We start from the raw sequence: 26,588 nt of genomic DNA on the forward strand, positions 1-26,588 counted from the left end.
GCTGAATTCACTGTCGGCGAAGGTAAGTTGATGACTCATGATGAACCCTGTTCCATGGCTCCAGATGACAAACATGATCTCATATCAGGGACTTGTTCGCACCTTCCTTAGCTAACTTACGAAAGGAGTTTAATAAAACTGTAAGAAAAAATTTTCTTATCAAACTTGCAAAAACCTCCGAAGCATCTGGAAGATTCAACGCCGAAGACCTTTTAAGAATGAGAAAGGGCAATGTTCCTCTAAATTATAATGTTCACCATAAACTATCTCTAGATGATGGTGGTACTAATGATTTCGAAAATTTAGTATTAATCGAAAACGAACCATATCATAAAGTTTTTACTAACATGCAATCACGAATAGCTAAGGGAGTATTAGTAGGTGAAAGCAAAATCACTCCCTGGGCCATTCCATCTGGCTCAATTTATCCTCCCATGAAAAATATTATGGAACCCACAAAATGATGACTAAGACCCAAATAAATAAATTAAAAAAAATGATGAATGATTTAGACTATCCATTTGAAGCACCGCTTAAGGAATCATTTATTGAAAGTATAATCCAAATAGAATTTAATTCTAATTCAACTAATTGCCTGGAGAAGTTATGTAATGAAGTTAGTATTCTTTTTAAGAATCAACCTGATTATCTTACTTTTTTAAGAGCAATGGATGGATTCGAAGCTAATGGATTACGATTATTTAGCCTCTCGATTCCAGAACCTTCAGTTAAAAACCTTTTTGCCGTAAATGAATTTTATAGAAATAATGATGATTTCATAAACCCTGATCTACAAGAACGGTTAGTGATCGGTGATGATAGCATTTCAATATTTACTTATGACATTAAAAATAACTTTTTTGAAATTAGAGATAATATTGGCACCGAAAATATATTCAGTTCGTTTAGTGATTTCTCTTCATTCTTAAACGAAATCATGGACAGTTGTTCATAATAATCAAAAGATAACAAAAATCATTGTAAACCATGCCATCTTTTTAGAGATTACCAGCAGAAAATTCCTTGTTCGAAACTTAGCAATGCAAGCTATGGAAAAACTTACAACGGAACTACACTCCTTAAGTGAGATGGACCGAAGACATGTAATCTCTATTTTAGCCGAAATAGCTAATGGCTATGATGATTTTAGTGACATGTTGATTTAGTTAGAATTTCACCCGAATCATAAGATTCTGATATCTTAAATAAGAAAATCCCGTTCGACGTTCTGAAAAAGAAATCACAAAATATTAGCAGATACTTATTTCGTGACTGTATATTATCCGATGAACTTTTTTCAAAACCAGCATTTAATAATATCTTTGACGAAGATGAACACGCCTTTTCTCAAAGTATAACGCAAGAATAATAATATAACGTTCAACAATAATATTTATTATAATTATGATTACTTATCACGACGCATTCGCGAAAGCGAACCATTACCTTGATGATGCAGATCTCCCTGTCGTCATCACTCTGCATGGACGTTTTAGCCAGGGCTGGTATTTCTGTTTCGAATCACAAGAATTTCTTGAATCTGGTGATGAGGCCGCGCGCTTAGCCGGTAACGCACCTTTTATTATTGATAAAGACAGTGGTGAAATTCATTCCCTTGGAACGGCAAAGCCGCTGGAAGAATATCTACAGGATTATGAAATAAAAAAGGCTACCTTCGGCTTGCCCTGACAATACGGCCCTCTTCCCACGAAGAGGGCCGCTAACCTTAATAACCCGCCGTTAAATCATCCACCGAGCGCGGGTCGGATGCCCCATACAACTCGCCGTCCGGCCCAACCATAATGCTTTGTGTACTGCCCATCGCCTCTTTCAGCGCCACTTTCTGACCTTTTGCTTCCAGCAGCTTGATCGTATCCGGGCTAAACCCTTTTTCGACACGCAGCTCGTCCGGCAACCACTGATGGTGGAAACGCGGCGCATTGGTCGCTTCGGCGACGTTCATGCCATAATCGATACTATTCACTACCATTTGCAGCACGGTAGTGATGATCCGGCTACCGCCTGGGCTACCAGTCACTAACCAGGTTTTACCGTCTTTCGCCACAATGGTTGGTGACATCGACGACAGCGGGCGTTTATTCGGCCCGACGGCGTTGGCATCACCGCCCACCAGCCCGTAAACGTTCGGTACGCCCGGTTTGGCGGAGAAATCATCCATCTGGTTATTAAGCAGAATACCGCTCTCGCCCGCGACAATGCCCGTACCGAAGGTGGTGTTCAGCGTATAGGTCACCGCCACCGCGTTACCATCTTTATCCACCACTGAGTAATGGGTAGTTTGATTACTCTCATAAGGCGCAAGCTTGCCGGGGCGAATTTCGCTGGATGGCTTCGCTTTATTGATATCAATTTGATCGGCAATAGATTTGGCATAGGCTTTATTGGTCAGCGCCTGCCACGGGACTTTCACAAAATCCGGATCGCCAAGATATTCCGAGCGGTCGGCGTAGGCGTATTTCTCCGCTTCTGCCATGATTTGCATCGCATCGGCGCTGCCAAAGCCGTATTTCTGCATATCGAAGTTTTCCAGGATATTGAGGATCTGCACGATATGAATCCCACCGGAAGATGGCGGTGGCATCGAGTAAACCTGATACCCGCGATATTCGCCGCTAATCGGTGTACGTTCGACCGCTTTATACGCCGCTAAATCTTCTTTAGTGATCAAGCCACCGTTTTTCTGCATCTCCTGAGCGATCTGCTCCGCTATTGTGCCTTTGTAGAATTCGTCCGGGCCGTTTTCGGCAATCATCTCCAGGCTCTTTGCCAGGTTCGCCTGCACCAGCTTGTCGCCCTTTTTCAGCGGCGCGCCCTCTTTCCAGAAGATAGCCTTGCTGTTTTCGTGATTCGGCAACACTTCGCTACCGTAGGTTTTGAGATCGTCAGCCAGCGCGTCATTAACGATAAAACCATCGCGTGCCAGTTTAAACGCCGGCTGCACCACTTTATTTAACGGCATGGTGCCGTACTTCTCCAGCGCCAGCGAGAAACCTGCGACCGTACCTGGCGTACCGGAGGCCAGATGCGAAGTGAGTGATTTTTTGCTGTCCGGGTTGCCCTGGTCATCGAGGAACATATTGCGGGTCGCTTTGGCGGGTGCCATTTCGCGGAAATCGATAGCGGTGGTATTGCCATTTTTCGAGCGGATCAGCATAAAACCACCACCGCCCAGATTCCCTGCCTGCGGATGCGTTACCGCCAGCGCGTAGCCCACAGCCACGGCGGCATCAACGGCATTCCCGCCCTCCTTGAGGATATCCACCCCCACCTGAGTGGCAGTAGCATCTACAGACGCCACCATCCCCTGTTTCGCGCGTACCGGATGGAAGACATCTTCCTCCACGCCATAAGAAACAGGTGGCGGAGGAGGCGCGGCGGCGGCGCTAAAACAACTTCCTGAGAGCAGAGCAGCAATGGCCACCCGGCGTAAAAACGTCGGTTTTATCATCGTTATTCTCCAGAGATTAAGGGGCAACCCCAGCTAAGCCTGGTATATAACTCTGAATTAATCATCGTTTTGCCGGGAAGCGAGTAAACTTAAAGGATATCTTCAGAGGAGGATACGCGATGAAACGACTTCTGATTCTTACGGCACTCCTGCCGTTTGTCGGCTTTGCACAGCCCATTAATACTCTGAACAACCCCAACCAGCCGGGATATCAGATCCCCAGCCAGCAGCGGATGCAAACCCAAATGCAAACGCAGCAAATCCAGCAAAAAGGGATGCTGAATCAGCAACTGAAAACGCAAACGCAGCTGCAACAACAGCATTTAGAAAACCAGATAAACAATAATTCTCAGCGGGTGTTGCAGTCACAGCCGGGGGAGCGAAATCCCGCCCGGCAGCAAATGCTGCCCAACACCAATGGCGGGATGTTAAACAGCAACCGTAATCCGGATAGTTCGTTGAATCAGCAGCATATGTTGCCGGAGAGGAGAAACGGCGACATGCTGAATCAGCCCGGCACGCCGCAGCCTGATATACCGTTGAAAACTATTGGGCCGTAAAGTTCGGACCAATCACATCAATCGCATCGGTACAGATGCAATCCACGCCCCAGCGCAGCAACTCTGCCGCGCGCTGGGGTTTATTGACGGTATAAACCAGAATCCGTAATCCGGCGTCTTTCAACTGCATCACTCGCGCTTTATCGAGCAACTTATGATTGAGATGAATAGAGACGCAGCCCAGCCGCGCGGTCAGTTCTCGCCAGTCGTCGCGCCACTCATCAAGCAATAAACCGCGCGGCAGTTCTGGTACTGCTTGTTGCGCGGCTTCTAAAGCATCAATCTCAAACGATGACAGCAGCGGCGACGTCATACCAGCCCACAGTTCGCGTGCAGCCAGCGCCACCATTTTGCCCGTTAATGGCCCGGTGCCAGTGGTGGGCTTGATTTCGATATTCGCCATCATCCCGTGTTCACGACAGCGTTCCGCCACCTGCGAAAGCAACGGCAGCGGCTCACCTTTAAACGCTTTGCTGTACCAACTGCCCGCATCCACGCGCAGTAAATCCTGCCAGTTCAGTTCACCCGCGACGCCCCAGCCGTTGCTGGTGCGTTCGAGATTGTCGTCATGGAGCAAGAAGATCTCGCCATCCTTCGATAACTTCGCGTCAAATTCGATCATCTTATGACCGTATTTTGCCCCCACGTCGATTGCCGCCAGGGTGTTCTCCGGGGCCAGTTTACCGCCGCCACGATGGGCGACGATGCGGGGATAAGGCCAGTTACTCATACTCGTTGTCCTGTTTCACCATCAAAAAGATGTAGCTGATTTTCCGGCAGATGCAGCCACAGCGTGCTGCCTGCCGTCGGGCGCTCCTGATGCGCCAGTCGCACCACCAGCTTCTGTTCGCCCCAGCGTCCGTGCGCCAGATTATCAGCGCCGAGGATCTCCAGCGTGTCCATCACCAACGGCACGCCACCTTCAGCCTGCGAACGTAGCGTAATATGTTCCGGGCGAATGCCGAGAGTCATTTTACGTCCAGCATACTGACGGTAGCCACCGTTTAGCGGCAGCGCGATACCGCCGTCCAGTTCGAAATGCGTACCTTCGTTATTCACACGCCCTGCCAGCAGATTCATCGCCGGACTGCCGATAAAACTCGCCACAAACAGGCTGGCGGGCTTTTCGTACACTTCAACTGGCGTGCCAATCTGTTCGGCAACGCCGCCGTTCATCACCATTACTCGCTGGGCGAGCGTCATCGCCTCAACCTGATCGTGGGTAACGTAGAGTGAAGTCGTTTTCAGGCGACGGTGCAGCTGTTGCAGTTCAAGACGCATCTGCACACGCAACTTGGCATCGAGGTTAGAGAGCGGCTCATCAAACAGGAACACTGCCGGCTCACGCACGATCGCACGCCCCATCGCCACACGCTGACGCTGACCGCCAGATAGCTCACGCGGGCGGCGCTTAAGCAGGCCGTCCAGCTCCAGAATGCGCGCCGCTTCTTTAACACGTTCGGCAATTTGTTGCTTGCCCATGCCGCGAATTTTCAGCCCCCACGCCATATTCTCCTCTACGCTCATATGCGGATAGAGCGCGTAGTTCTGGAACACCATCGCAATCCCGCGATCTTTCGGCTCCATTTCGGTGACACGCTTGCGGTCGATCCAGATATCGCCCGTCGTTACCCGCTCCAGTCCGGCCACCATTCGCAATAACGTCGATTTCCCGCAGCCAGACGGCCCGACCATCACGATAAATTCGCCATCCGCCACATCAAGGGTCAGCGGTTTAATGACCTGGGTTTTGCCATCCCAGCTTTTGGTTACTGCCTGTAATTTCAGTCCTGCCATCTTATTTCTCACTATCGACCAGGCCGCGCACAAAGGCACGCTGCATCACTAAAACAATCACCACCGGAGGGATCAGCGTTAACAACATCGCCGCCATCACCGAGTTCCATTCCGTGGTGCCTTCGCCTGTGGCGATCATCCCTTTAATCCCTGCTACGGTGGTGCCGAGATCCACATCGGTAATAATCAACAACGGCCACAAATACTGGTTCCAGCCGTAGATAAAGGTGATCACAAACAGCGCCGCCAGATTGGTTTTGGACAGCGGAAAAACGATGTCGCAAAAGAAACGCATTGGTGACGCGCCGTCGATCCGCGCGGCTTCCACCAGCTCATCCGGCAGCGTCATAAAGAACTGGCGGAACAGGAAGGTGGCGGTCGCCGAGGCCATCAGCGGCAGCGTTAAGCCGGCGTAGCTGTCGAGCATCTTCAGATTGGCGATGACTTCCACCGTCGGGAAAATACGCACTTCAACCGGCAACATCAGAGTGATAAAAATCATCCAGAAGAAGAGGTTACGCAGCGGAAAACGAAACCAGACAATGGCAAATGCCGAGAGCATCGAGACGGTAATTTTGCCGAGCGTAATGCTGAACGCCATCACAAAGCTGTTAAGCAACATCCGCCAGAAAGGCGCACTATTCGTGCCTACCCCGTTCACCCAGATGTTGTGGATGTTTTCCAGCAGATGTGGGCCGGGGATGAGCGTCATCGGCGTGGCGTAGACGGCCTGTTTATCCAGCGTCGCCGCGACAAACGCCACGTACAGCGGGAAGAGGATCACCGCGATCCCGAGGATCAGCATGGTATGGCTGAATATTGTCAGCCACGGACGGTTCTCAATCATTGGTAACGCACCTTGCTTTCAACATAGCGGAACTGCACCACCGTCAGCACGATGACGAGGAACATCAACACTACCGACTGCGCGGCAGACGAAGCCAGATCCAGTCCGGTAAAGCCTTCGCGGTAGATCTTATAAATCAGCGTCGTGGTGGCCTGAACCGGCCCGCCGGACGTGGCGGCGTCGATCACCGGGAAGGTGTCGAAGAAGGCGTATACCAGGTTCACCACCAGCAGGAAGAAACTCACCGGAGCGATAAGCGGCAGCGCAATCTTAAAGAAGCGGCGAATCGGCCCTGCACCGTCGATGGCTGCGGCTTCGATCAACGAACGGGGAATGGATTGCAGCGCAGCATAGAAGAACAGGAAGTTGTAGCTAATTTGCTTCCACACCGAGGCAAACACCACCAGGAACATCGCCTGACCGCTGTTTTGTGCGTGGTTCCAGTCATAGCCGAACTCAGCGAGAAAATGGGTGATCAGCCCGCGACCGGGGTTAAACAGGAAGATCCATAATACGGCGGCAACGGCGGGAGCCACAGCATACGGTAGCAGCATTAAGGTTTGATAGAAACGGCTGCCGCGCACGATGTACTCCACCAGCGCTGCGAAGAACAGCGATACCAGCAAACCGCTGACGGTGACAAAGGTGCTGAATTTTATCGTCGTCCAGAAGGAGTCGAGATAGTAGCTGTCATGAAACAACGTGACGAAGTTATCCAGGCCGACAAACTGGCTGGAGAAACCAAACGGATCGACGCTTTGTAGCGAGTACCACAACGCTTCGCCCGCAGGCCAGATAAAAAAGATAACGGTGATGATGAGCTGCGGCGCGACCAGCAAATAAGGCAGCCAGCGCGAGCGAAACACCGGACGGGATGATGACATTACGGTTAATTCCTGAACTGTGCCGGATGCGCTTCGCTTATCCGGCCTACACGCGATGCCAGGTCAGATAAGCGAAACGCATCCGACATTACACTGATTAAGACTTCGTCGATTTCTCAAAGCGGCGCAGCAACTGATTTCCACGCTCAACGGCGGTATCCAGCGCCTGCTGTGGCGTCTTCTTACCGGTCCACACGCTCTCCAGCTCTTCATCCACAATCACGCGGATTTGCGGCATGTTGCCCAGACGCAGCCCTTTGGTGAACGGCAACGGCGGCTTGTTCAGCATCTGACGCGTCGCGGTATCCGCCCCTGGGTTTTTCTCATAAAAGCCCTGCTCACGCGTCAGGTCATAGGCCGCTTTGGTGATTGGCAGATAACCGGTTTTCTGATGCCACTCAGCAGCGTTTTCTGGTTTCGCGAGGAAGTCGAGGAACTTCGCCACACCCGTATAAGTTTCTTTATCTTTGCCTTGCATCACCCACAGGCTGGCTCCACCGATAATGGCATTTTGCGGTGCATCTTTCGCATCGGCGTCGTAAGGCATCATGCCTACGCCGTAGTTAAATTTGGCGTACTCGCGAATGTTGGCAAGAGAACCGGAAGAGGCAGTGGTCATCGCGCAATCACCGTTATAGAACTTCTCAGTGGATTCATCCTTACGCCCGACGTAGCTGAAATCGCCCTTCTTGTTCATCTCTTCGAGCATAGTGATGTGTTTCACCTGCTCCGGCTTGTTGAACTCCAGCACCGCGTCTGTGCCGTCAAAGCCGTTGTTTTTGCTGGCAAACGGCAGACCGTTCCAGGCGCTAAAGTTTTCCAGTTGGATCCAGCCCTGCCAGCCGCTGGCGTAGCCGCACTTCATACCGGAGGCTTTCAGTTTCGCGGCATAGTCCGCCAGATCCTGCCAGGTTTTCGGCGGCTGTTCCGGGTCTAAACCGGCTTTCTTGAAGGCGTCTTTGTTGTAATAGAGAACGGGAGTCGAGCTGTTGAACGGCTGGGAGAGTAAGTGGCCGGTTTTGCTGTCGGAGTAGTAACCTGAAACCGTCGGCACAAACTGCGACTCATCGAACTGAATCCCCGCCTCTTTAAACACGTCATATACTGGTTTAATGGCTTTCGACGCCATCATGGTGGCGGTGCCAACTTCATAAACCTGCAAAATAGCAGGCGCGTTGCCGGTACGAAATGCGGCAATCCCCGCGCTTAAATTCTGTTCGTAGTTGCCTTTATAGGTCGGTACAATTTTGTAATCCGGGTTTTCGGCGTTAAAACGTTGGGCCAGAGAATCCACCTCTTTACCCAGTTCCCCTTCCATAGAATGCCAGAACGGAATGGTCGTCACTGCCTGTGCATTCCCCATTAACGCCAGTCCGAGCGCCAGTGCTGAAGCTGTATAATGTAACGGTTTCATCGTTTATCTCTCTTGTTGTACCGAATGCGCGAATTCACGCGTTTTATGCTCGCGGGGTAACATGACATGCTCGAATTACAGAAAAATAACTTTTTTGTTACATTTGTAAGATAGTAAGGTGTCAGAAAGATGACAAGGCGGTGACGGTACGGGTGAGGGAAAATGGGAGATGGGGCACGGATAAGCGGGAAAAATAGAAGGTCTGAATCAAACTCTACAGATTGCTCATCGTTTCATGCCGGATGCGGCGTAAACGCCTTATCCGGCCTACAAGATCGTGCAAATTCAATATATTGCAACTCACCCAGTAGGCCTGATAAGCGCAGCGCATCAGGCAATTTTACATTTGTAACCTGTCTCAAAGGAGTCTTTTGACTCCTTATCAATCAACGTGTTATTACCCGCCTAAATACGCACTTCTCACCGCTTCGTTTGCCAGCAGCGCATCGCCGGTATCGGAGAGCACCACATGACCGTTTTCCAGCACGTAGCCGCGATCAGCGAGCTTTAGCGCCTGGTTGGCGTTCTGCTCGACGAGGAAGATGGTCATCCCCTGCTCGCGCAGTTGTTCGATGGTGTCGAAAATTTGCTGGATGATAATCGGTGCCAGCCCGAGCGATGGCTCATCAAGCAGTAGCAAACGCGGGTTACTCATCAAAGCGCGACCAATCGCCAGCATCTGCTGTTCACCGCCAGACATAGTGCCCGCTCGCTGAACACGGCGCTCATGGAGACGCGGAAACAGTTCATAGACCCACTTTATGCGCTCCTGGAACTGGTCGCGTTCGGCAAAAAAGCCGCCCATCGCCAGGTTCTCTTCCACCGTCATCCGCGAGAAAACACGACGCCCTTCCGGGACAATCGCCACCGCTTCGCGCATGATTTTCGCCGTCTGCCAGTCGGTAATGTCTTTATCATCAAACACAATTCGCCCGCCGGTGGCGCGCGGGTCGCCGCATAATGTGCCGAGCAAGGTGGTTTTCCCCGCGCCGTTCGCGCCAATGAGGGTGACAATCTCGCCCTCATTGATATGCAGGCTCACCTCATGCAGCGCCTGGATTTTGCCGTAGTGAGCGCTGACTTTGTCAAAGGACAACATGACTTTTTCCATCTTATGCCTCACCTAAATAGGCACGGATCACGTCCGGGTTATTACGGATCTGCTCCGGCGTACCGTTTGCCAGCGGCGTCCCCTGGTTGACCACGTAAATTCGGTCTGAAATCCCCATCACCAGCTTCATATCGTGTTCAATCAACAAGATAGTGGTGTTGTGATGGTTACGCAGTTCGGCAATCAGCTCATCCAGCTCTTTCGTCTCTTTTGGGTTAAGACCCGCCGCCGGTTCATCGAGCATTAAAATCTCCGGCTGCGTCACCATACAGCGGGCAATCTCCAGACGGCGCTGGTCACCATAGGCCAGGTTACTCGCCTGACGGTTGGCGTGTTCCAGCAAACCAATGCGCTCAAGCCAGGTGGCGGCGCGGTCGAGTGCTTCACTCTGGGCGCGACGGAAAGAGGGGGTTTTCAACAGGCCGGAGAACAGCCCGGTTTTCAGTTGCTGATGCTGCGCCACCAGCAGGTTTTCAATCACCGTCATTTCACGGAACAGACGCACATGCTGGAAGGTGCGCACCACGCCCATGCGGGCGATTTGCTGCCCCGGTAAACCTTCCAGGTGCTGATCGCGCAGTAAAATGGTACCGCCGGTGGGTTTGTAGAATCCGGTCAGGCAGTTGAAGACCGTGGTTTTTCCGGCACCGTTAGGGCCGATTAACGAGACGATCTCCTGCGGGTACAATTCGAGATTGACGTTGTTCACCGCCAGCAGGCCGCCGAAGCGCATCATCAGGCCGTTAACGGATAATAATGGCTGACTCATGCCTGCTCTCCTTTCGCTGCGCCGTTTTTCAGCTTCAGTTGCGGGCGCGTCATGGGCAGCAAGCCCTGCGGACGCCAGATCATCATCAGCACCATCAAACCACCGAGCATTAACATGCTGTATTCGTTGAAATCACGCATCAACTCGCGCGATACCACCAGCAGAACAGCCGCCAGAATCACTGCAAATTGCGAGCCCATACCGCCGAGCACCACTATCGCCAGTACAAAGGCTGATTCAGCAAAGGTGAAGGATTCCGGGCTGACAAAGCCCTGACGCGCAGCAAACAGCGTTCCGGCAAAACCGGCAAACGCAGCGCTGATGGTAAAGGCAGTCAGCTTGATACGACGCGGGCTTAAGCCCAGCGAACGACAAGCGATTTCATCTTCACGCAACGCTTCCCACGCACGCCCCAGCGGCATCCGCAGCAGGCGGTTAATGACAAACAGGCTTAACACCACTAGCAGCAACGCCACCAGGTACAGGAAGATAACGCGATCGGAGGGATCGTATTTCAGGCCAAAGAAATTACTGAACGTGTCCCAGCCGCCTTCACGGGCGGTACGGCTGAACTCGAGTCCGAAGAGCGTCGGTTTCGGGATCTGACTGATACCGTTCGGTCCGCCGGTAATTTCGGTGTTATTGAGCAGCAATATGCGCACAATTTCGCCGAAACCGAGGGTAACGATCGCCAGATAGTCACCGCGCAGACGCAACACCGGGAAGCCGAGCAGGAAGCCCGCCGCCGCCGCCATCAACCCGGCAATCGGCAGACAGGTCCAGAAGCCCAGACCGTAATAGTGATTGAGCAGCGCAAAAGTGTAAGCGCCGATGGCGTAAAAGCCGCCGTATCCCAGCACCAGCAGACCAGAAAGACCTACCACCACGTTCAGCCCGAGACCGAGAATAATGTAGATCATGGTCAGGGTGGCGATATCCACCGTCCCACGTGAAACCATAAACGGCCACGCCACCGCAAGCACCAGCAGCGCCACGAGAAACAGCTTTTGCTTCACCGTGGAGCCATCAATCGCTGGCAGAATAAACTTCGGCCCGGAAACGCTTTTTAGCCCTTTCTGGAAAGCCGGTCGCAAAAGCTGGAAGAAAAAGACCACCGCCGTGCCGATAAACACCCATTCCCAACGGACGTCTGAAGCGCTATCGACCACCAGTTTGGTGCCATCCAGCTCGAGTTGCACGCCCATAAAGACGCCCGCCAGCACAAAGAACATCACAGCAGAGAGCAGCGCCATTGCAATATGCATCGGTTTCATACTTTCTCTACCTCCGGGCGACCCAGAATACCGGTCGGCATCACCAGCAGCACCAGAATCAGCAGGGCGAATGAGACCACATCTTTATATTCCGTACTCAGATAGGCAGAAGAGAGCGCCTCCGCAATCCCCAGGATCAGGCCGCCAATCATCGCCCCCGGAATGCTGCCAATCCCACCGAGCACCGCTGCGGTAAAGGCTTTCATCCCGGCCATAAAGCCGATGTAGGGGTTAATGACGCCGTAGAACTGACCGAGCAGCACACCCGCCACCGCCGCCATCGCCGCGCCAATCACAAAGGTCAGCGCAATCACCCGATCGGTGTTGATGCCAAGCAGGCTCGCCATTTTCAGATCTTCCGCGCAGGCACGGCAGGCGCGCCCCATACGGGAATAACGAATGAAAATCGTCAGCGCCAGCATGGCGAGGAAAGTAACAATCCATATCACCGCCTGCATGGTGGTAATAGAGGCAGAGAAGTTTTCGCTATGGCCCACCACCCACTGACCGTTAAACAGGCTGGGCAGCGCCACGTCGCGCGAACCTTCGGTCAGGCTAACGTAGTTTTGCAGGAAGATAGACATGCCGATTGCGGAAATAAGCGCAATCAGGCGCTTAGAGTTACGCACCGGGCGGTAAGCCACCCGTTCGATACTCCAGCCGTAGGCGCTGGCAATGACGATTGCGCCGACGAATCCCGCCGCCACCAGCAACCAGCCGGTATCAATGCCCAGCATCATCAGTGCAGCGATGATCATAAAGGAGACGTAGCTGCCAATCATGTAAACCTCGCCGTGGGCGAAGTTGATCATGCCGATAATGCCGTAAACCATGGTGTAGCCGATGGCTATCAGCGCGTAGGTACTGCCCAGCGTGACGCCGTTAAACATCTGCTGCAAGAAATACAAAAACTGCTCAGACATAAGGTAACCTTTCTAAACCCGCCCGTTTTTCACGGGCGGTGGGATGATCACTTGGCTGCCGTGGATGAACCGTCGGCGTGCCACTGGAAGACACCAAAATCAAATCCCTTAAGATCGCCTTTTTCATCCCAGTTCAGCGGCCCAATCACGGTGTTTGCACCGTTAGCTTTTAAATCTTTCACCAGCGCCAGCGGCTCATCGCTGCCGGTACGCTCAAGGGCTGTTGCCAGAGATTGCACCGCCGCGTAAGTGATCCAGACATATGGCCCGGACGGATCTTTCTTGTCTGCTTTCAGCGCATCAACGATGCCCTGATTTGCCGGATCCTGGTCATAGCGTTTTGGCATAGTGACCAACATGCCTTCGGCAGCATCGCCAGCAATATTCGACAACGACGCATTACCCACACCTTCCGGCCCCATAAACTGGGTTTTCAGGCCAACGGAACGGGCCTGGCGCAGCATCTGCCCCATTTCCGGGTAGTAACCGCCGTAGTAAACGAAGTCGATATTTTCTTTTTTCAGGCGGGCGATCAGCGCGGAGAAATCTTTCTCACCCGCGGTAATACCGTCGAAGAAGACAACGTTGGCGTTAGCCGCTTTCAGCCCGTCCTGCACCGAACGTGCCAGCCCTTCGCCATACTGTTGTTTGTCGTGAATGATGGCGATGCGCTGGGGCTTCACCGTCTCAAGAATGTATTTTGCCGCCGTTGGCCCCTGGGAAGAGTCCAGCCCGGCAGTGCGCATGATGTGTTGATAACCGCGTTGGGTCAGCTCCGGGTTGGTCGCTCCCGGCGAGATCATCAGAATACCTTCGTCTTCGTAGATATCTGATGCAGGTTGGGTAGAGGAGGAACACAAGTGCCCAATAACGTATTTAATGCCGTCGTTAACGATTTTGTTGGCGACCGCAACGGCTTGTTTCGGGTCGCAGGCGTCGTCATATTCCACGCCAACCAGCTTATCGCCTTTAATTCCCCCTTTGGCATTAATGTCTTTAATCGCCTGACGCGCGCCGTTAAATTCCATATCGCCCCACTGGGCAATCGGGCCGGACATCGCGCCGACAACGGCGACTTTAATATCGTCAGCCATAGCGGTGTGTGAAATTGCCAGTGCAATCATCCCTGCGATGATAGGTTTCGCATTCCGTTTCATAGTCAAAAATCCCCATTCGTGATGTTGTGTTGCTTTGTTTTTATGTGTTAACAAATCAGACTGTTCTTTTTTTATACTGCACTGTTTTTGCCTGTCTGATTAAGGGTTTAGCGCAGTATTTTGTGATAATAGCGATTAAAATCCCTATTTTTCAGTCGATTAAGAACAGATAATATTCTGCATTTATTGATAGATAAACAGAAAAAAGTGCCGTTGTCAGCATAAAATAACGGCACAAAGGGCGGAATAATTCACTACCATTCAGGGGATTATGCTGGGTATTTTTCATTCTCTAATGTTTTAACTTTGTAATTATTGCTGTTAAAAAATTAATCACCTGCCAAAAGAAATAAAAAAGAGAAAGCCTCCGATTAAATTATTTCGCTACACTGGTTCCACTTTTGTGATTTACACGGGTTCCCCATGAAGCTGACCATCATTCGATTAGAAAACTTTAGCGACCAGGACCGGATTGACCTGCAAAAGATCTGGCCGGAGTATTCCCCTTCCTCTTTACAGGTTGACGATAACCACCGTATCTACGCCGCGCGTTTTAACGAGCGCCTTCTCGCGGCCGTGCGGGTAACCTTAAGCGGCACGGAGGGCGCACTGGATTCCCTGCGCGTGCGGGAAGTCACCCGCCGTCGCGGTGTGGGGCAATATCTGCTGGAAGAGGTTTTGCGTAACAATCCTGGCGTTTCATGCTGGTGGATGGCGGATGCAGGCATGGAAGATCGCGGCGTGATGACAGCGTTTATGCAGGCTCTGGGATTTACGGCACAACAGGGCGGCTGGGAGAAGCGTTAATCGTCAAGTTTGATTTCAAAAGTGACGACCAACGAGAAATTGCCTGATGCGCTACGCTTATCAGGCCTACAATGTGTGCTGCAATTTACTGATTTCTTTGGATCTTGTAGGCCGGATAAGGCGTTTACGCCGCATCCGGCATGAAGCAACGTACTCGATATTAGCAATTTGGCGGCAACCCAAAGTTGCCGATTAATGATTACTTCGCATCGGTCGCCGTGCCGTTGGCGTGCCAGTCAAATACGCCGAACTCAAAGCCTTTCAGATCGCCTTTCTCATCCCAGGTCAGCGGCCCCATCACCGTATCCACGGAGTTCGCTTTCAGGTATTTGGCGATTTCAGCCGGATCGTCAGACTGATTCAGACCCGCCTGCAAAGATTGCAGCGCGGCGTAGGTGGTCCAGACGAATGCGCCGCTTGGGTCCTGTTTTTTCGCTTTGATCGCATCAACAATGGGTTTGTTCGCCGGAACCTGATCGTAGTTCTTCGGCTTGGTCACCAGCAGTCCTTCCGCTGATTCACCCGCAATGTTAGACAGCGAGACGTTAGCCACGCCTTCCGGCCCCATAAACTGAGTTTTCAGCCCTGCCGCGCGTGCCTGACGCAGGATTTGCCCCATTTCCGGGTGATAACCGCCGTAGTAAACGAAGTCGATATTCTCTTTTTTCAGACGCGCCACCAGCGTTGAGAAATCTTTTTCCCCAGCGGTGATACCATCAAAGAACACCACGTTAGCATTGCCTTTCTTCAGGCCGTCCTGCACCGCACGCGCCAGACCTTCGCCGTACTGCTGTTTGTCGTGGACGATAGCAATACGCTGCGGTTTCACTTTCTCAAGAATATATTTCGCCGCCGTCGGCCCCTGGTCGGAGTCCAGGCCGGTAGTGCGCAGGATCAGCTGATAGCCACGGGCGGTCAGCTCCGGCGCGGTTGCCGCTGGGGTGATCATTAAAATGCCTTCATCTTCATAGATGTCTGACGCTGGCTGCGTTGATGAAGAACAGAGGTGACCAATCACATATTTAATGCCGTCGTTAACGACTTTGTTCGCCACCGCAACCGCCTGTTTCGGGTCACAGGCATCGTCATATTTTACGATTTGCAGTTTGTTGCCTTTAATGCCGCCTTTAGCATTGATATCCGCTACTGCCTGCTCTGCGCCAGTGAACTCCTGGTCACCGTACTGGGCCACCGGACCAGACATCGCGCCCACGACCGCGACTTTAATATCTTCTGCCAGAGCCATATTGCTGAATGCCAGCGCGATACATCCTGCCAGTAACGCTTTACCCTTTATATTCATCCTGAGAATCCCCATTCTTCTGGTTATTACGTGTGTTGTGGTGTTGTGATTCAGCACTTTATTTCGTTTTATGCATGACTACCCGTGCTTTAGCAGCATACTCTGCTAAAACATACCCCATTTTTATGATATTGGAATAGCTATTTTGACAGTTTATTAACAATCTGCGTGGGGATTGGCGTTTTGCCGGAGGGGGAAACTGATTATTGCAGAGGTCCAAAAAACAAAAACCCCGGATTCTCATCCAGGGTTCTCTGCTGAGTAGCGGAAATTACGCTTCAATGGCAGCGCGAAGTTTTTTCATCGCGTTCTTTTCCAGCTGGCGCACACGCTCAGCGGAAACACCGTAACGGTCAGCCAGTTCCTGCAACGTGGACTTGTTGTCTTCGTCCAGCCAGCGCGCGCGGATGATATCCTGGCTACGCTCGTCCAGACCTTGCATCGCGTCGGTCAGACGGTTTGCCGCCTGCTCTTCCCAGTTATCATCTTCAATGCCGTCAGCAAAGTTAGATGATTTATCCTGCAGATAGAGCACCGGAGCCATCGGCTGGCTATCGGAATCGTCGTCGGAAGACAGGTCAAAGGTCATGTCCTGTGCCGCCATACGCGACTCCATCTCACGTACGTCTTTGCTGGTTACGCCCAGTTCACGGGCCACCATTTCAACTTCATCCTGGTTAAACCAGCCCAGACGCTGCTTGGTTTTACGCAGGTTGAAGAACAGTTTGCGCTGCGCTTTGGTGGTCGCAACTTTGACGATACGCCAGTTACGCAGAACGTATTCGTGGATCTCTGCTTTGATCCAGTGGACGGCGAAGGAGACCAGGCGCACACCCACTTCCGGGTTAAAACGGCGCACTGCTTTCATCAGGCCGATGTTACCTTCCTGAATCAAATCCGCCTGTGGCAGGCCATAGCCCGCATAATTACGAGCAATATGAACAACAAACCGCAGGTGAGACAGGATCAGCGTTTTAGCTGCTTCCAGATCGCCATGGTAATGCAGCTTTTCAGCCAGCGCCCGCTCCTCGTCAGCCGACAACATCGGCCACGCGTTAGCTGCCCGGATGTAGGAATCCAGGTTGCCAACTGGGGCTAAAGCTAAACTTTGCATTTTGTCAGTCATTCAAATCCTCTCAATCGATATCTTCTGGCGCTTCAGTGGTAGCAACAACTGTGCCAGAGCTTAAGAGCAACGAGGTTATCATTCACTGTTTTATCAGACAGTGATTTTATCCACAAGTTCAATGCAACGCTGTGAATAAATTACGCACAAAATGTGACATAGAGATGAAATACCGGGAAGAGACAACGGGGTCTCTTTCCCTGCTACGGAACCCATTGCAGGGAAAGAGTATAACACGCTTTTATTATTCAGGCGTAAAGTGGCGTAAATGTTGTACCGTGGCAAGCCACGCTGCCACCCAGCCAATCATCGAGCATACCAGCAGCAACAGCAGGCATTCATCGAACGATAAGCCATTGATATCAAACTTTGTTCCGAAAACCTGTGCCACTTCCGCAACCGCCGATGACAAACGCAGTACCAGAATTTCTGACAAAATTAATGACAGCAATGCGCCAGAAAATCCCAGCAGTGCGCCACCGTACAGGAACGGGCGCAGGATGAAACCATCCGTCGCACCAATCAGTTTCTGCACGTTAATGGAGTCACGGCGAGCAAAGATGCTCAGACGCACACTGTTGCCGATGACGAGAAACACTGCTGCCACCATCAACACGCCGATCATCGCGGAAACGCGCCCGACCAGCCCGGTTAACGCCGCCAGACGGGCAAACCAGCTGTCATCCATCCGCACTTCGTCAATGCCGTTGATCTGGGTGATACGATCACGCAGCGTATTCAGTGATTCTGTCCCCTGAAAATCGAGTTTCGGGATCACCACCGCCACTGCCGGAAGCGGGTTTTCTTCCAGCATATCCAGCGCACCACCAAAACCAGACCAGTTACGGAACTCGCCCAGTGCGTCTTCACGAGAAAGATAATTCACTTTCTCTACGCCTTGCTCGGCCTGTAACTGTGCCACCACACCCGCAGCGGCGTCATCATCCAGCGTTTTTTGCAGATAAACAGTGATTTGCGGTGACGGATAATACTGCGTCGCCGCCTGGTTAACGTTTTTGTACACCATATAACAGACGCTGGGCAGCGTCAGGGAGATGGCGATAACCATCACCGTTAAAAACGTGGCGAACGGTTTACTTTTCAGATCTTGCAATGCGCCGTGGAAGGCATAGCGCACCTGTTCGTTGAAAACGTTGGTTTTGCGATTTACCGGTTTTGGCGAGGATTTCGCGCGTTTCGGTGCGTTACGACCGCCGTCGCCAGAGCCACCGACCGATTTACGGAAGCGATCCAGACGCCCGCCAAACTGCCGAATATGATTGATTGCATCGCGCTTATTCATGGCCCACGCCTCCATGCAAGTGACCATCGCTCAGGGTGAGCATGCGATAGGAACGCCGCGAGATCAGGTTGATGTCGTGCGTTGCCATCAATACGGTTACCCCAACGCGGTTAAACTCTTCAAACAGACGTAAAATCCCTTCTGACAACGCGTCGTCAAGGTTACCAGTCGGTTCATCCGCCAGCAGTACCGCGGGCTTGTTCACCACCGCGCGGGCAATGCCAACACGCTGTTGTTCACCGCCGGAAAGCTGAATAGGAAAGTTCTTCGCTTTGTCCAGTAGCCCGACTTTATCCAGTGCCGCCGACACCCGGCGACGAATATCGTCACCGCTGGCACCGGCGATAATCAGCGGGATCGCCACGTTATCGTAGACAGTACGGTCCATCAGTAGATGGTGATCCTGGAAAATCATGCCAATCTGGCGGCGCAGAAACGGAACTTCACGGTTTTTCAGACGCGTGATGTCATGGCCGCTAAACCAGATTTTCCCGGCGCTGGGCCGCTCAATCCCACAGATCAGCTTCAGGAGGGTACTTTTCCCTGCGCCGGAATGACCGGTCAGAAACGCCATCTCACCCGGCTGCATATGGAACGTAACGCCCTGCAGCGCCTGTCTCCCACCGAGATAAGCCTTGCTGACATGTTCAAAGCGAATCATTGTTAATCCTCTCGGGCAAAAAGTGCCTCTATAAAGTCGTCCGCCTTAAACGGACGCAAATCCTCAATACGTTCGCCGACACCAATGTAGCGGATAGGGATACCAAACTGGTCAGCCACCGAGAAAATTACCCCGCCTTTCGCCGTGCCGTCCAGTTTCGTTAGCGTGATGCCGGTTAAGCCAACGGCTTCATGGAACAGTTTGGCCTGGCTTACCGCGTTCTGCCCGGTGCTGGCATCGATAGTCAGCATAACTTCATGCGGCGCTTCAACGTCGAGTTTCTTCATCACGCGGACGATTTTCTTCAACTCTTCCATCAGGTGCGATTTGTTCTGCAGGCGTCCGGCGGTATCGGCAATCAGGACGTCGATATTACGCGCTTTAGCGGCCTGAATGGCGTCGAAGATAACAGAGGCGGAATCCGCACCGGTATGCTGGGCAATCACCGGAATATTGTTGCGCTGACCCCAGACCTGAAGCTGTTCAACCGCTGCCGCACGGAAAGTATCGCCCGCCGCCAGCATCACCGATTTACCCTGCTGCTCAAACTGACGTGCCAGCTTACCAATCGTCGTGGTTTTACCCACACCGTTGACGCCCACCATCAGGATCACGAACGGCGTTTTACCTTCAACATTCAGCGGCTCATCGACTTTCGCCAGAATCTCGCCCATCTCTTCTTTCAGCAGGCCATAGAGCGCCTCGGCATCACGAAGCTGCTTGCGGGATGCGCCTTCAGTCAGATTGGTGATAATTTTACGTGTGGTTTCCACGCCCACATCGGCGATCAACAGCTGTTCTTCCAGCTCTTCAAACAGATCATCGTCGATTTTTTTACCGCGGAACAGGCTGATAAATCCGGAACCAAGATTTTCTTTGGTTTTTAACAGGCTGCGTTTCAGGCGCGCGAAGAAACCTTCTTTGGTCGGTTTTTCCTGCTCCTGAGCGATTTCTTCCACCGGCTGCTCTTCTTCTGCCGGAGGAACCACCATCACCGCCTCTTCTGCCGCTTCGGCAGCCAGCGCCTGTGCTTCCAGCTCTTCATCGGTGATTTCTTCTTTAGCCGCTTCTTCTTCCGCCGCTTCGACAATCTCTACGGTTTCCGCTTCGGCCTGCCACTCTTCTGGCGAAACCTCTTCGGCGTTGACGTCTTCCGGCAACGGCAGCTCTTCACGCTCGATAGCTACTGGCTCCGGCGTTTCTTCTACGACCGGTTCCGGCTGTGCAACAACTTCCGCTTCAGGCTGCGCTTTTTCACTTTCAGCAACCTGTTCAGTGACTTCCACAACGTCGGCAGCAAAAGTTTCCGCCTCGGCTTCAGTATGCGCCTGCGGCTGCTCTTCAACGGCGTGTTCAGAAGCCTTCGCAGGCTCTTGCGCCGGAACGATTTCTTCTACAACCGGTTGTTCATTCTGAACTTCTGTCTCTTTTTCCGGGGTCTGCTCTTTTTGACCAAAGCCCAGCCAGGAAAAAAAGCCACGTTTTTTTTCTTTCGCCATTTGCGACTACACTCCTCGCTGTTGCTTCATGGCACAGCGTTAACGCTATGTACATAGCAGCTAAAAAAATGATGAAATAGTCTATCACTTAACTTAATTCACATCACCGCCTGCAAGTATGTGTTATCTGGCGGATTGAGCAATTTATCATGAAAAAACCGAATCATTCCGGCAGCGGCCAAATCCGCATTATTGGCGGGCAGTGGCGAGGCCGTAAACTCCCGGTTCCTGATAGCCCAGGTCTGCGCCCCACCACCGATCGCGTACGCGAAACGTTGTTTAACTGGCTGGCTCCGGTCATTGTTGACGCCCAATGTCTGGATTGCTTCGCCGGAAGCGGCGCGCTGGGGCTGGAAGCGTTATCGCGCTACGCTGCGGGGGCCACGTTGATTGAGATGGATCGCGTGGTTTCTCAGCAGTTAATTAAGAACCTGGCGACACTAAAAGCAGGCAATGCACGCGTGGTGAACAGCAACGCGATGTCATTCCTGGCGCAAAAAGGCACACCGCATAATATCGTGTTTGTCGATCCACCGTTCCGCCGTGGATTGTTAGAAGAGACGATAAATTTACTGGAAGATAACGGCTGGCTGGCTGACGAAGCCCTGATTTATGTCGAAAGCGAAGTCGAAAACGGTCTGCCCAACGTTCCGGCGAACTGGTCATTACATCGGGAAAAAGTGGCGGGTCAGGTGGCTTATCGGCTATATCAACGCGAAGCACAAGGAGAAAGTGATGCTGATTAATATTGGACGTTTGTTAATGCTCTGCGTTTGGGGATTTTTAATCCTCAACCTGGTGCATCCCTTCCCGCGCCCGCTGAATATTTTCGTTAACGTGGCGCTGATTTTTACCGTGCTGATGCATGGTATGCAGCTGGCGCTATTGAAATCCACTTTACCGAAAGATGGCCCGCAGATGACCACCGCCGAAAAGGTGCGGATTTTCCTTTTCGGCGTGTTTGAACTGCTGGTCTGGCAGAAGAAATTTAAAGTTAAAAAATAACCTTATTGTTCGCCAACAAAGCTAACAAAGCGCGTTCCTTTATAGCTCAGCGTACCTTTATCGCCCACTGTCAGGGCGTGGTACTGCTGGGCGTCGAGGCGAAACGTCTGCTCCATTCCTCCGCTTTGCGGTTTGAAGCTTGCCTCATAGCGCATACTGGTGCCTGCCGGAGTCACTTCCTGCTGGCGCGAACGGCGATCGTTAATCGGTTTTTCCCGCTTGTTGCTCACCACCACCAGCTTTTGCTGGAGCGGTGCCATATCATTATCAGCTTTTTCCCGTCGCTGTTGCATAAAACGAAACGATGCGGCGACGATGATTAAGCCAATGATAACAATAAAGAAAAGAGGTGGTTTGCTCATCTTTATCCCTCATCGGAAAATGCGGAATTAAGCATACCCTGCCAGTTATGGTGTTGTCATCCGTCCACCCTCGCCACTAAACTGGAAGCAAGACCGTAGGCATTCCGCCTACGAAAAAATAACGAATTCAAGGAACTAAGATGCTTTGGTCGTTTATCGCTGTCTGTCTTTCCGCATGGCTATCTGTGGATGCATCGTATCGTGGGCCAACCTGGCAACGCTGGGTGTTTAAACCGTTAACCCTTCTTCTCCTGTTGTTACTGGCCTGGCAAGCGCCGATGTTCGACGCCATTAGCTATCTGGTGCTGGCGGGGCTGTGCGCCTCACTGCTGGGCGATGCGCTAACCCTGTTGCCACGTCAACGTCTGATGTACGCCATCGGCGCGTTTTTCCTCTCGCACCTGCTGTACACCATCTATTTCGCCAGTCAGATGACGCTCTCTTTCTTCTGGCCTCTGCCGTTGGTACTGCTGGTTCTGGGCGCGCTGTTACTGGCGATTATCTGGACGCGTCTGGAAGAGTATCGTTGGCCTATCTGCACGTTTATCGGCATGACGCTGGTGATGGTGTGGCTGGCAGGTGAACTGTGGTTCTTCCGTCCGACCGCTCCGGCGCTCTCTGCGTTTGTCGGCGCTTCGTTGCTATTTATCAGTAACTTTGTCTGGCTGGGTAGTCACTATCGCCGACGCTTCCGGGCAGATAACGCAATTGCTGCGGCCTGCTACTTTGCCGGTCATTTCCTCATCGTCCGCTCGCTGTATCTCTGATAAAACTTGACTCTGGAGTCGACTCCAGAGTGTATCCTTCGGTTAATGAGAAAAAACTTAACCGGAGGATGCCATGTCGACTCCTGACAATCACGGCAAGAAAGCCCCTCACTTTGCTGCGTTCAAACCGCTAACCACGGTACAGAACGCCAACGACTGTTGCTGCGACGGCGCATGTTCCAGCACGCCAACGCTCTCTGAAAACGTCTCCGGCACCCGCTATAGCTGGAAAGTCAGCGGCATGGACTGCGCCGCCTGTGCGCGCAAGGTAGAAAATGCCGTGCGCCAGCTTGCAGGCGTGAATCAGGTGCAGGTGTTGTTCGCCACCGAAAAACTGGTGGTCGATGCCGACAATGACATCCGTGCCCAGGTTGAATCTGCGGTGCAAAAAGCGGGCTATTCCCTGCGCGATGAACAGGCCGCCGACGAACCGCAAACATCACGCCTGAAAGAGAATTTGCCGCTGATTACGCTAATCGTGATGATGGCAATCAGCTGGGGTCTGGAGCAGTTTAATCATCCGTTCGGGCAACTGGCGTTTATCGCGACCACGCTGGTTGGGCTGTACCCGATTGCTCGTCAGGCATTACGGCTGATCAAATCCGGCAGCTACTTCGCTATTGAAACCTTAATGAGCGTAGCCGCTATTGGTGCGCTGTTTATTGGCGCAACGGCTGAAGCTGCGATGGTGTTGCTGCTGTTTTTGATTGGTGAACGACTGGAAGGCTGGGCCGCCAGCCGCGCGCGTCAGGGCGTTAGCGCGTTAATGGCGCTGAAACCAGAAACCGCCACGCGCCTGCGTAACGGTGAGCGGGAAGAGGTGGCGATTAACAGCCTGCGCCCTGGCGATGTGATTGAAGTCGCCGCAGGTGGACGTTTGCCTGCCGACGGTAAACTGCTCTCACCGTTTGCCAGTTTTGATGAAAGCGCCCTGACCGGCGAATCCATTCCGGTGGAGCGCGCAACGGGCGATAAAGTCCCTGCTGGTGCCACCAGCGTAGACCGTCTGGTAACGCTGGAAGTGCTGTCAGAACCGGGTGCCAGCGCCATTGACCGGATTCTGAAACTGATCGAAGAAGCCGAAGAGCGTCGCGCACCCATTGAGCGGTTTATCGACCGTTTCAGCCGTATCTATACGCCCGCGATTATGGCCGTCGCTCTGCTGGTGACGCTGGTGCCACCGCTGCTGTTTGCCGCCAGCTGGCAGGAGTGGATTTATAAAGGGCTGACGCTGCTGCTGATTGGCTGCCCGTGTGCGTTAGTTATCTCAACGCCTGCGGCGATTACCTCCGGGCTGGCAGCAGCAGCGCGTCGTGGGGCGTTAATTAAAGGCGGAGCGGCGCTGGAACAACTGGGTCGTGTTACCCAGGTGGCGTTTGATAAAACCGGTACGCTGACCGTCGGTAAACCGCGCGTTACCGCGATTCATCCGGCAACGGGTATTAGTGAATCCGAACTGCTGACACTGGCAGCGGCGGTCGAGCAAGGCGCGACGCATCCACTGGCGCAAGCCATTGTGCGCGAAGCACAGGTTGCTGAACTCGCCATTCCCGCCGCCCAATCACAGCGGGCGCTGGTTGGGTCTGGCATTGAAGCGCAGGTTAACGGTGAGCGCGTGTTGATATGCGCTGCCGGAAAACATCCGGCTGTTGCATTTGCTGGTTTGATTAATGAACTGGAAAGCGCCGGGCAAACGGTAGTGCTGGTAGTGCGTAACGATGACGTGCTTGGCGTAATTGCATTGCAGGATACCCTACGCGCCGATGCTGCAACTGCCATCAGTGAACTGAACGCGCTGGGAGTTAAAGGAGTGATCCTCACCGGCGATAATCCACGCGCAGCGGCGGCAATCGCCGGGGAACTGGGGCTGGAATTTAAAGCGGGCCTCTTGCCGGAAGATAAAGTCAAAGCGGTGACCGAGCTGAATCAACATGCGCCGCTGGCGATGGTCGGTGATGGTATTAACGACGCGCCAGCGATGAAAGCTGCCGCCATCGGGATTGCAATGGGTAGCGGCACAGACGTGGCGCTGGAAACCGCCGATGCAGCATTAACCCATAACCACCTGCGCGGCCTGGTGCAAATGATTGAACTGGCACGCGCCACTCACGCCAATATCCGCCAGAACATCACTATTGCGCTGGGGCTGAAGGGCGTTTTCCTCGTCACGACGCTGTTAGGGATGACCGGACTGTGGCTGGCAGTGCTGGCAGATACCGGTGCGACGGTGCTGGTGACGGCGAATGCGTTAAGGCTGTTGCGCAGAAAATAAGGCAAACCGATCGCAACATTGAGCGCGATCGGTCCCCTCGCTCCTCTGGGGAGAGGGTTAGGGTGAGGGGGAAAAGGCGGCATCGAAGCCAATCTTCCCCCATCAACCGCCTTTACGAATCAAATAACGATAAGGCAGTCCATCCGTCTCTTTAGCAACCAGTTCGTGTTCCATAAAGGTACAAAACCCAGGAATATCGCGGGTCGTCGCCGGATCGTCAGCAATAATCAGCAACGTTTCACCTGGCTGCATATTGCGCACTGTTTTGCGCACCATCATTACTGGTTCCGGGCAGCGCAGGCCAAGTGCGTCGAGTGTGTGGTCAGGGCAGGAAAAGAGATCGGTCATTTTCTTCTCATCACATAAAAAAACGGCGCTAGTTTACGCCCTGTGAGTCCGTAAGCAAACCAGGTTAACGATTGCGTGAAAATCAACCATTGCATTGTCAACGTAAAGCAGTATCATGCGGCGGCTCGAAAAAAGGGTAAGCACGTTATTATGTTAAGGTAACAGACGTGTCGTACATATTGGGTTCCCTCACCCCAATGGTTAATCAAAAAGGTACAATATGAACGTTTTCTCGCAAACTCAACGCTATAAGGCGTTGTTCTGGTTGTCGTTATTTCATCTGCTGGTGATCACCTCCAGTAACTATCTGGTTCAGCTTCCGGTCTCCATTTTTGGTTTCCATACCACCTGGGGCGCATTTAGCTTTCCGTTTATTTTCCTTGCTACCGACCTGACCGTGCGTATTTTTGGCGCACCGCTGGCCCGTCGTATCATCTTTGCGGTGATGATCCCGGCGTTGCTGATCTCCTATGTCATCTCGTCGCTGTTCTATATGGGCTCCTGGCAGGGATTCGGCGCACTCGCTCACTTCAACCTGTTTGTCGCCCGTATCGCCACCGCCAGTTTCATGGCCTACGCGCTGGGCCAGATCCTCGACGTGCACGTTTTTAACCGCCTGCGTCAGAGTCGCCGCTGGTGGCTGGCACCGACAGCGTCCACACTGTTCGGTAACGTCAGCGACACACTGGCCTTCTTCTTCATTGCCTTCTGGCGTAGCCCCGATGCCTTTATGGCTGAACACTGGATGGAAATCGCGCTGGTCGATTACTGTTTCAAAGTGTTAATCAGTATCGTTTTCTTCCTGCCAATGTATGGCGTATTACTCAATATGCTGTTGAAAAGACTGGCAGATAAATCTGAAATCAACGCTTTGCAGGCGAGTTAAAGGTTCGTTATCAGAGTTGTGATAAGATGGATGAATGAGCCGTT

At 52.5% G+C, this 26,588-nt stretch carries 27 protein-coding genes and 2 pseudogenes; 11 read left to right on the forward strand and 18 right to left on the reverse strand.

Annotated elements, in window-relative coordinates:
* Nucleotides 1–107 precede the first annotated feature (107 nt).
* The 4 genes and pseudogenes from ACJHWK_RS21935 to ACJHWK_RS21950 all read left to right on the forward strand — a co-directional run.
* Nucleotides 108–464: pseudogene (locus ACJHWK_RS21935) on the forward strand (hypothetical protein); the annotation flags it as partial.
* Nucleotides 461–955 (forward strand): protein YrhA, encoded by a 495-nt coding sequence (yrhA, locus tag ACJHWK_RS21940; RefSeq protein WP_001521495.1) that lies wholly within the window; start codon nt 461–463, stop codon nt 953–955. The pseudogene ACJHWK_RS21935 and the gene yrhA, both read left to right, overlap by 4 nt.
* A gap of 94 nt (nt 956–1,049) precedes the next feature.
* Nucleotides 1,050–1,163: pseudogene (locus ACJHWK_RS21945) on the forward strand (hypothetical protein); the annotation flags it as partial.
* Nucleotides 1,164–1,404: 241 nt separating this feature from the next.
* Nucleotides 1,405–1,689 (forward strand): YrhB family protein, encoded by a 285-nt coding sequence (locus ACJHWK_RS21950; RefSeq protein WP_000634162.1) that lies wholly within the window; start codon nt 1,405–1,407, stop codon nt 1,687–1,689.
* A 37-nt stretch (nt 1,690–1,726) separates the two neighbouring features.
* On the opposite strand, the gene ggt is transcribed toward ACJHWK_RS21950, so the two are convergent.
* The gene (gene ggt, locus ACJHWK_RS21955) at nt 1,727–3,469 is read right to left on the reverse strand and encodes a gamma-glutamyltransferase (protein WP_001521499.1); all 1,743 of its coding nucleotides are present in this window, start codon (nt 3,467–3,469) and stop codon (nt 1,727–1,729) included.
* 119 nt (nt 3,470–3,588) lie between these two features.
* On the opposite strand from ggt, the gene ACJHWK_RS21960 reads away from it, so the two are divergent.
* Nucleotides 3,589–4,029 carry a DUF2756 family protein gene (locus ACJHWK_RS21960; RefSeq protein ID WP_000825994.1) on the forward strand — a complete coding sequence of 147 codons (441 nt, stop codon included), beginning with the start codon at nt 3,589–3,591 and terminating at the stop codon, nt 4,027–4,029.
* Here the strand turns inward: ACJHWK_RS21960 and ugpQ are convergent.
* The 10 genes from ugpQ to livK all read right to left on the reverse strand — a co-directional run bounded on the left by ugpQ (nt 4,016) and on the right by livK (nt 14,205).
* A complete protein-coding gene (gene ugpQ / locus ACJHWK_RS21965; RefSeq protein WP_000073586.1) occupies nt 4,016–4,759 on the reverse strand; it encodes a glycerophosphodiester phosphodiesterase in 744 nt (247 codons plus the stop codon). The genes ACJHWK_RS21960 and ugpQ overlap by 14 nt on opposite strands.
* Nucleotides 4,756–5,826: a sn-glycerol 3-phosphate ABC transporter ATP binding protein UgpC gene (gene ugpC / locus ACJHWK_RS21970; protein ID WP_000907822.1), complete on the reverse strand. Its 1,071-nt coding sequence runs from the start codon at nt 5,824–5,826 to the stop codon at nt 4,756–4,758. The genes ugpQ and ugpC overlap by 4 nt, the downstream gene beginning before the upstream one ends.
* A 1-nt stretch (nt 5,827) precedes the next feature.
* Entirely contained in the window at nt 5,828–6,673 is an 846-nt protein-coding gene (gene ugpE / locus ACJHWK_RS21975) for a sn-glycerol-3-phosphate ABC transporter permease UgpE (RefSeq protein ID WP_000572180.1), read from the reverse strand.
* Nucleotides 6,670–7,557 carry a sn-glycerol-3-phosphate ABC transporter permease UgpA gene (gene ugpA, locus ACJHWK_RS21980; RefSeq protein WP_000099289.1) on the reverse strand — a complete coding sequence of 296 codons (888 nt, stop codon included), beginning with the start codon at nt 7,555–7,557 and terminating at the stop codon, nt 6,670–6,672. Before ugpA ends, ugpE begins: the two co-directional genes overlap by 4 nt.
* A 97-nt stretch (nt 7,558–7,654) precedes the next feature.
* Entirely contained in the window at nt 7,655–8,971 is a 1,317-nt protein-coding gene (gene ugpB / locus ACJHWK_RS21985; RefSeq protein WP_000803197.1) for a sn-glycerol-3-phosphate ABC transporter substrate-binding protein UgpB, read from the reverse strand.
* A gap of 397 nt (nt 8,972–9,368) precedes the next feature.
* Entirely contained in the window at nt 9,369–10,082 is a 714-nt protein-coding gene (gene livF / locus ACJHWK_RS21990; RefSeq protein ID WP_001521501.1) for a high-affinity branched-chain amino acid ABC transporter ATP-binding protein LivF, read from the reverse strand.
* Nucleotide 10,083: 1 nt separating this feature from the next.
* Nucleotides 10,084–10,851, reverse strand: coding sequence for a high-affinity branched-chain amino acid ABC transporter ATP-binding protein LivG (livG, locus tag ACJHWK_RS21995; protein ID WP_000082101.1), 768 nt, complete (start codon nt 10,849–10,851; stop codon nt 10,084–10,086).
* On the reverse strand, nt 10,848–12,125 hold the full coding sequence (gene livM, locus ACJHWK_RS22000; protein WP_001521502.1) for a branched chain amino acid ABC transporter permease LivM: 1,278 nt from the start codon (nt 12,123–12,125) through the stop codon (nt 10,848–10,850). The genes livG and livM overlap by 4 nt, the downstream gene beginning before the upstream one ends.
* A complete protein-coding gene (gene livH / locus ACJHWK_RS22005; RefSeq protein ID WP_001295097.1) occupies nt 12,122–13,048 on the reverse strand; it encodes a high-affinity branched-chain amino acid ABC transporter permease LivH in 927 nt (308 codons plus the stop codon). Before livH ends, livM begins: the two co-directional genes overlap by 4 nt.
* 47 nt (nt 13,049–13,095) lie before the next feature.
* Nucleotides 13,096–14,205, reverse strand: a complete 1,110-nt coding sequence (livK, locus tag ACJHWK_RS22010; protein ID WP_001521505.1) for a high-affinity branched-chain amino acid ABC transporter substrate-binding protein LivK — start codon at nt 14,203–14,205, stop codon at nt 13,096–13,098.
* 423 nt (nt 14,206–14,628) lie between these two features.
* Here livK and panM point away from each other — a divergent pair, with 423 nt between their 5' ends.
* A complete protein-coding gene (panM, locus tag ACJHWK_RS22015) occupies nt 14,629–15,012 on the forward strand; it encodes an aspartate 1-decarboxylase autocleavage activator PanM (RefSeq protein ID WP_000778790.1) in 384 nt (127 codons plus the stop codon).
* A 199-nt stretch (nt 15,013–15,211) separates the two neighbouring features.
* Here panM and livJ read toward each other — a convergent pair whose 3' ends face one another.
* The 5 genes from livJ to ftsY form a co-directional block, all read right to left on the reverse strand.
* Nucleotides 15,212–16,315: a branched chain amino acid ABC transporter substrate-binding protein LivJ gene (livJ, locus tag ACJHWK_RS22020; RefSeq protein ID WP_001021996.1), complete on the reverse strand. Its 1,104-nt coding sequence runs from the start codon at nt 16,313–16,315 to the stop codon at nt 15,212–15,214.
* Between the two features lie 271 nt (nt 16,316–16,586).
* Nucleotides 16,587–17,441: an RNA polymerase sigma factor RpoH gene (gene rpoH, locus ACJHWK_RS22025; protein WP_000130217.1), complete on the reverse strand. Its 855-nt coding sequence runs from the start codon at nt 17,439–17,441 to the stop codon at nt 16,587–16,589.
* A gap of 244 nt (nt 17,442–17,685) precedes the next feature.
* Nucleotides 17,686–18,744 (reverse strand): permease-like cell division protein FtsX, encoded by a 1,059-nt coding sequence (ftsX, locus tag ACJHWK_RS22030; RefSeq protein ID WP_001042003.1) that lies wholly within the window; start codon nt 18,742–18,744, stop codon nt 17,686–17,688.
* Entirely contained in the window at nt 18,737–19,405 is a 669-nt protein-coding gene (gene ftsE, locus ACJHWK_RS22035) for a cell division ATP-binding protein FtsE (protein ID WP_000617723.1), read from the reverse strand. Before ftsE ends, ftsX begins: the two co-directional genes overlap by 8 nt.
* A gap of 2 nt (nt 19,406–19,407) precedes the next feature.
* Nucleotides 19,408–20,904, reverse strand: coding sequence for a signal recognition particle-docking protein FtsY (gene ftsY / locus ACJHWK_RS22040; RefSeq protein WP_001040615.1), 1,497 nt, complete (start codon nt 20,902–20,904; stop codon nt 19,408–19,410).
* Nucleotides 20,905–21,053: 149 nt separating this feature from the next.
* Here ftsY and rsmD point away from each other — a divergent pair, with 149 nt between their 5' ends.
* Complete coding sequence (gene rsmD / locus ACJHWK_RS22045) at nt 21,054–21,650, forward strand: 16S rRNA (guanine(966)-N(2))-methyltransferase (RefSeq protein ID WP_001521506.1); 597 nt, start codon at nt 21,054–21,056, stop codon at nt 21,648–21,650.
* A complete protein-coding gene (locus tag ACJHWK_RS22050) occupies nt 21,640–21,909 on the forward strand; it encodes a DUF1145 family protein (RefSeq protein ID WP_001295207.1) in 270 nt (89 codons plus the stop codon). The genes rsmD and ACJHWK_RS22050 overlap by 11 nt, the downstream gene beginning before the upstream one ends.
* Nucleotides 21,910–21,911: 2 nt before the next feature.
* Here ACJHWK_RS22050 and ACJHWK_RS22055 read toward each other — a convergent pair whose 3' ends face one another.
* Entirely contained in the window at nt 21,912–22,271 is a 360-nt protein-coding gene (locus ACJHWK_RS22055) for a DUF2500 domain-containing protein (RefSeq protein ID WP_000042886.1), read from the reverse strand.
* A gap of 140 nt (nt 22,272–22,411) precedes the next feature.
* On the opposite strand from ACJHWK_RS22055, the gene ACJHWK_RS22060 reads away from it, so the two are divergent.
* Nucleotides 22,412–23,038 carry a lysoplasmalogenase gene (locus tag ACJHWK_RS22060; RefSeq protein ID WP_000964718.1) on the forward strand — a complete coding sequence of 209 codons (627 nt, stop codon included), beginning with the start codon at nt 22,412–22,414 and terminating at the stop codon, nt 23,036–23,038.
* Nucleotides 23,039–23,111: 73 nt separating this feature from the next.
* Complete coding sequence (gene zntA / locus ACJHWK_RS22065; RefSeq protein WP_001521507.1) at nt 23,112–25,310, forward strand: Zn(II)/Cd(II)/Pb(II) translocating P-type ATPase ZntA; 2,199 nt, start codon at nt 23,112–23,114, stop codon at nt 25,308–25,310.
* A gap of 102 nt (nt 25,311–25,412) precedes the next feature.
* Here zntA and tusA read toward each other — a convergent pair whose 3' ends face one another.
* Complete coding sequence (tusA, locus tag ACJHWK_RS22070; protein WP_000130615.1) at nt 25,413–25,658, reverse strand: sulfurtransferase TusA; 246 nt, start codon at nt 25,656–25,658, stop codon at nt 25,413–25,415.
* A 220-nt stretch (nt 25,659–25,878) separates the two neighbouring features.
* Here tusA and ACJHWK_RS22075 point away from each other — a divergent pair, with 220 nt between their 5' ends.
* Nucleotides 25,879–26,544: a 7-cyano-7-deazaguanine/7-aminomethyl-7-deazaguanine transporter gene (locus ACJHWK_RS22075; RefSeq protein ID WP_001100467.1), complete on the forward strand. Its 666-nt coding sequence runs from the start codon at nt 25,879–25,881 to the stop codon at nt 26,542–26,544.
* Nucleotides 26,545–26,588 lie beyond the last annotated feature (44 nt).

Origin of the sequence: Escherichia sp. WS547, assembly GCF_046486065.1 — a bacterium.
Lineage (GTDB): Bacteria > Pseudomonadota > Gammaproteobacteria > Enterobacterales > Enterobacteriaceae > Escherichia > Escherichia coli.

Bases quoted from the DNA above. Each gene is read 5' to 3' on its own strand.
- ugpQ (WP_000073586.1), bottom strand. From the start codon at position 4,759: ATGAGTAACTGGCCTTATCCCCGCATCGTCGCCCATCGTGGCGGCGGT.
- ugpA (WP_000099289.1), bottom strand. From the start codon at position 7,557: ATGTCATCATCCCGTCCGGTGTTTCGCTCGCGCTGGCTGCCTTATTTG.
- rsmD (WP_001521506.1), top strand. From the start codon at position 21,054: ATGAAAAAACCGAATCATTCCGGCAGCGGCCAAATCCGCATTATTGGC.
- livM (WP_001521502.1), bottom strand. From the start codon at position 12,125: ATGAAACCGATGCATATTGCAATGGCGCTGCTCTCTGCTGTGATGTTC.
- livH (WP_001295097.1), bottom strand. From the start codon at position 13,048: ATGTCTGAGCAGTTTTTGTATTTCTTGCAGCAGATGTTTAACGGCGTC.
- livJ (WP_001021996.1), bottom strand. From the start codon at position 16,315: ATGAATATAAAGGGTAAAGCGTTACTGGCAGGATGTATCGCGCTGGCA.
- ftsE (WP_000617723.1), bottom strand. From the start codon at position 19,405: ATGATTCGCTTTGAACATGTCAGCAAGGCTTATCTCGGTGGGAGACAG.
- ugpC (WP_000907822.1), bottom strand. From the start codon at position 5,826: ATGGCAGGACTGAAATTACAGGCAGTAACCAAAAGCTGGGATGGCAAA.
- livG (WP_000082101.1), bottom strand. From the start codon at position 10,851: ATGAGTCAGCCATTATTATCCGTTAACGGCCTGATGATGCGCTTCGGC.
- ACJHWK_RS22075 (WP_001100467.1), top strand. From the start codon at position 25,879: ATGAACGTTTTCTCGCAAACTCAACGCTATAAGGCGTTGTTCTGGTTG.
- ggt (WP_001521499.1), bottom strand. From the start codon at position 3,469: ATGATAAAACCGACGTTTTTACGCCGGGTGGCCATTGCTGCTCTGCTC.
- yrhA (WP_001521495.1), top strand. From the start codon at position 461: ATGATGACTAAGACCCAAATAAATAAATTAAAAAAAATGATGAATGAT.
- tusA (WP_000130615.1), bottom strand. From the start codon at position 25,658: ATGACCGATCTCTTTTCCTGCCCTGACCACACACTCGACGCACTTGGC.
- ACJHWK_RS21950 (WP_000634162.1), top strand. From the start codon at position 1,405: ATGATTACTTATCACGACGCATTCGCGAAAGCGAACCATTACCTTGAT.
- rpoH (WP_000130217.1), bottom strand. From the start codon at position 17,441: ATGACTGACAAAATGCAAAGTTTAGCTTTAGCCCCAGTTGGCAACCTG.
- ftsX (WP_001042003.1), bottom strand. From the start codon at position 18,744: ATGAATAAGCGCGATGCAATCAATCATATTCGGCAGTTTGGCGGGCGT.
- livK (WP_001521505.1), bottom strand. From the start codon at position 14,205: ATGAAACGGAATGCGAAACCTATCATCGCAGGGATGATTGCACTGGCA.
- ACJHWK_RS22050 (WP_001295207.1), top strand. From the start codon at position 21,640: ATGCTGATTAATATTGGACGTTTGTTAATGCTCTGCGTTTGGGGATTT.
- ugpB (WP_000803197.1), bottom strand. From the start codon at position 8,971: ATGAAACCGTTACATTATACAGCTTCAGCACTGGCGCTCGGACTGGCG.
- ACJHWK_RS21960 (WP_000825994.1), top strand. From the start codon at position 3,589: ATGAAACGACTTCTGATTCTTACGGCACTCCTGCCGTTTGTCGGCTTT.
- ftsY (WP_001040615.1), bottom strand. From the start codon at position 20,904: ATGGCGAAAGAAAAAAAACGTGGCTTTTTTTCCTGGCTGGGCTTTGGT.
- ACJHWK_RS22060 (WP_000964718.1), top strand. From the start codon at position 22,412: ATGCTTTGGTCGTTTATCGCTGTCTGTCTTTCCGCATGGCTATCTGTG.
- ugpE (WP_000572180.1), bottom strand. From the start codon at position 6,673: ATGATTGAGAACCGTCCGTGGCTGACAATATTCAGCCATACCATGCTG.
- panM (WP_000778790.1), top strand. From the start codon at position 14,629: ATGAAGCTGACCATCATTCGATTAGAAAACTTTAGCGACCAGGACCGG.
- zntA (WP_001521507.1), top strand. From the start codon at position 23,112: ATGTCGACTCCTGACAATCACGGCAAGAAAGCCCCTCACTTTGCTGCG.
- ACJHWK_RS22055 (WP_000042886.1), bottom strand. From the start codon at position 22,271: ATGAGCAAACCACCTCTTTTCTTTATTGTTATCATTGGCTTAATCATC.
- livF (WP_001521501.1), bottom strand. From the start codon at position 10,082: ATGGAAAAAGTCATGTTGTCCTTTGACAAAGTCAGCGCTCACTACGGC.